Source organism: Haemophilus sp. SZY H56 (genome assembly GCF_054332415.1).
Genome location: NZ_JBTGNX010000028.1, coordinates 1 through 2,675, shown reverse-complemented (window position 1 = coordinate 2,675; position 2,675 = coordinate 1). Strand labels below are relative to the sequence as shown.

The 2,675-nt window shown below is 35.1% G+C and carries 2 protein-coding genes; one reads left to right on the top strand and one right to left on the bottom strand.

Annotation, left to right across the window (positions count from 1 at the left end; genetic code table 11):
- Window positions 1-314 precede the first annotated feature (314 nt).
- The gene (locus ACXVWP_RS11035) at window positions 315-815 is read left to right on the top strand and encodes a hypothetical protein (RefSeq protein WP_369866970.1); all 501 of its coding nucleotides are present in this window, start codon (window positions 315-317) and stop codon (window positions 813-815) included.
- A 1,045-nt stretch (window positions 816-1,860) separates the two neighbouring features.
- Here ACXVWP_RS11035 and ACXVWP_RS11030 read toward each other — a convergent pair.
- Window positions 1,861-2,361, bottom strand: coding sequence for a hypothetical protein (locus ACXVWP_RS11030; RefSeq protein WP_369866970.1), 501 nt, complete (start codon window positions 2,359-2,361; stop codon window positions 1,861-1,863).
- Window positions 2,362-2,675 lie beyond the last annotated feature (314 nt).

Below are 2,675 nucleotides of genomic sequence, written 5' to 3'. Positions count from 1 at the left end.
ATCAAGATTTATCAGAATACGACATTCGAAAATCTGATGACCGATAGCATAAATGTAAACATAAAAAAGCGATTGAATAGCGTAGTCTTTCAATCGCTTTTTTGTGTTGAGCAACCGTAGCCGTTAGGCGTAGGGCGGTAGTTACGGCGTAGCCGTGAGCCAACTGCAAGTTCAGGATTTTTTGTGTCAACAAAAAATGGGATTTTGGGGCATTGGGCGGACTATTTGTCCGACAATGTCCTAAAAATCCCTATCCTGCATTAGACATTTATGCTATTTTCCTTGTTACGCTGTAAAACGCACGGAATTTAACGATGAAACAAAAAGCTAGCTTTCGTATTGATGAACAACTACACAATAGATTAAAGGTATTTGCGAATAGTCAAGGAATAACAACAAGCCAATTAATCGAATTAGCTTGTTATAGTTTTATGGAAGAAAAACCAAAGCCAACTAAGCAAATTGAACGGCATAAAAAATTAGAAACAATCAATGTAACACTTAGAGTTAATCAGCCAACCTATAAGAAATTAGCTAAAATCATTCAAGCTAAAAATTCTACCCTATCGCAAGAATTGAATTATCGTCTTTCAGCCACGCTTGAAAATAACGTTTTTAGTGATGTAGAACTTGGTAAGTTATGGGCGGTTAAAGTGGATATTGATAGATTAGGCAACCTATTTAAATTGGCAATCGATCAGAAAACACCTGTAAATGACGAGTTATTTAAACAACTTGATAATGATATTAAGGATTTACGCAATGAATTTAATAAAATTCTTACAACGGTAAATAAACGAACGCTATTAAGATAAAAAACAAAACCGCCTAAATGGCGGTTTATGCTATAATTTTTCATGGTTGGTCGGGTGTTATATAGCTTTCCCGACTGGTACTCGGGTTAGCTATATCCTCCCAAATCTTACCGATCTAAGGAGGTGATTATGTGTGAAATGGTTTAAATTATTACTAATTCTAATCATTATCCTGTTGCTAACTGCTGATACCCCTATCGCAAGATAGCAACCCAACCAAAGGGATGGACTTCGGTTCGTCCCTTTCCAATATTATATGACCTACCCTTTGCAAATTCAATTATTCTTAAAACGCTCTAAAATCCATTTTAAGCCATTTTTAACGATCACCCTGATAAAACCATTACTAAAACTATTTCTAACGCCCTACGGTTGTTAAATCCGCCTTAAACGTTAAAAGCAAGTTTTAACGCTTAAGACAGATTGCCACTTATTTTTCTAAAAACAAAAAATAAGGCGATAGCCTTATATTCTTTCTTTCTTTCTATCTTTCTTATCTTTCTGACTTTCGCAAGCCTTGTCTAACAAGGCTTTCGAAAGTCAGAAAGATAAGAAAGATAGAAAGAAAGAAAGAATATAAGGCTATCGCCTTATTTTTTGTTTTTAGAAAAATAAGTGGCAATCTGTCTTAAGCGTTAAAACTTGCTTTTAACGTTTAAGGCGGATTTAACAACCGTAGGGCGTTAGAAATAGTTTTAGTAATGGTTTTATCAGGGTGATCGTTAAAAATGGCTTAAAATGGATTTTAGAGCGTTTTAAGAATAATTGAATTTGCAAAGGGTAGGTCATATAATATTGGAAAGGGACGAACCGAAGTCCATCCCTTTGGTTGGGTTGCTATCTTGCGATAGGGGTATCAGCAGTTAGCAACAGGATAATGATTAGAATTAGTAATAATTTAAACCATTTCACACATAATCACCTCCTTAGATCGGTAAGATTTGGGAGGATATAGCTAACCCGAGTACCAGTCGGGAAAGCTATATAACACCCGACCAACCATGAAAAATTATAGCATAAACCGCCATTTAGGCGGTTTTGTTTTTTATCTTAATAGCGTTCGTTTATTTACCGTTGTAAGAATTTTATTAAATTCATTGCGTAAATCCTTAATATCATTATCAAGTTGTTTAAATAACTCGTCATTTACAGGTGTTTTCTGATCGATTGCCAATTTAAATAGGTTGCCTAATCTATCAATATCCACTTTAACCGCCCATAACTTACCAAGTTCTACATCACTAAAAACGTTATTTTCAAGCGTGGCTGAAAGACGATAATTCAATTCTTGCGATAGGGTAGAATTTTTAGCTTGAATGATTTTAGCTAATTTCTTATAGGTTGGCTGATTAACTCTAAGTGTTACATTGATTGTTTCTAATTTTTTATGCCGTTCAATTTGCTTAGTTGGCTTTGGTTTTTCTTCCATAAAACTATAACAAGCTAATTCGATTAATTGGCTTGTTGTTATTCCTTGACTATTCGCAAATACCTTTAATCTATTGTGTAGTTGTTCATCAATACGAAAGCTAGCTTTTTGTTTCATCGTTAAATTCCGTGCGTTTTACAGCGTAACAAGGAAAATAGCATAAATGTCTAATGCAGGATAGGGATTTTTAGGACATTGTCGGACAAATAGTCCGCCCAATGCCCCAAAATCCCATTTTTTGTTGACACAAAAAATCCTGAACTTGCAGTTGGCTCACGGCTACGCCGTAACTACCGCCCTACGCCTAACGGCTACGGTTGCTCAACACAAAAAAGCGATTGAAAGACTACGCTATTCAATCGCTTTTTTATGTTTACATTTATGCTATCGGTCATCAGATTTTCGAATGTCGTATTCTGATAAATCTTGAT

Excerpts from the sequence above, each read along its gene's own strand:
- ACXVWP_RS11035 (WP_369866970.1), top strand. The coding sequence starts at position 315 with ATGAAACAAAAAGCTAGCTTTCGTATTGATGAACAACTACACAATAGA.
- ACXVWP_RS11030 (WP_369866970.1), bottom strand. The coding sequence starts at position 2,361 with ATGAAACAAAAAGCTAGCTTTCGTATTGATGAACAACTACACAATAGA.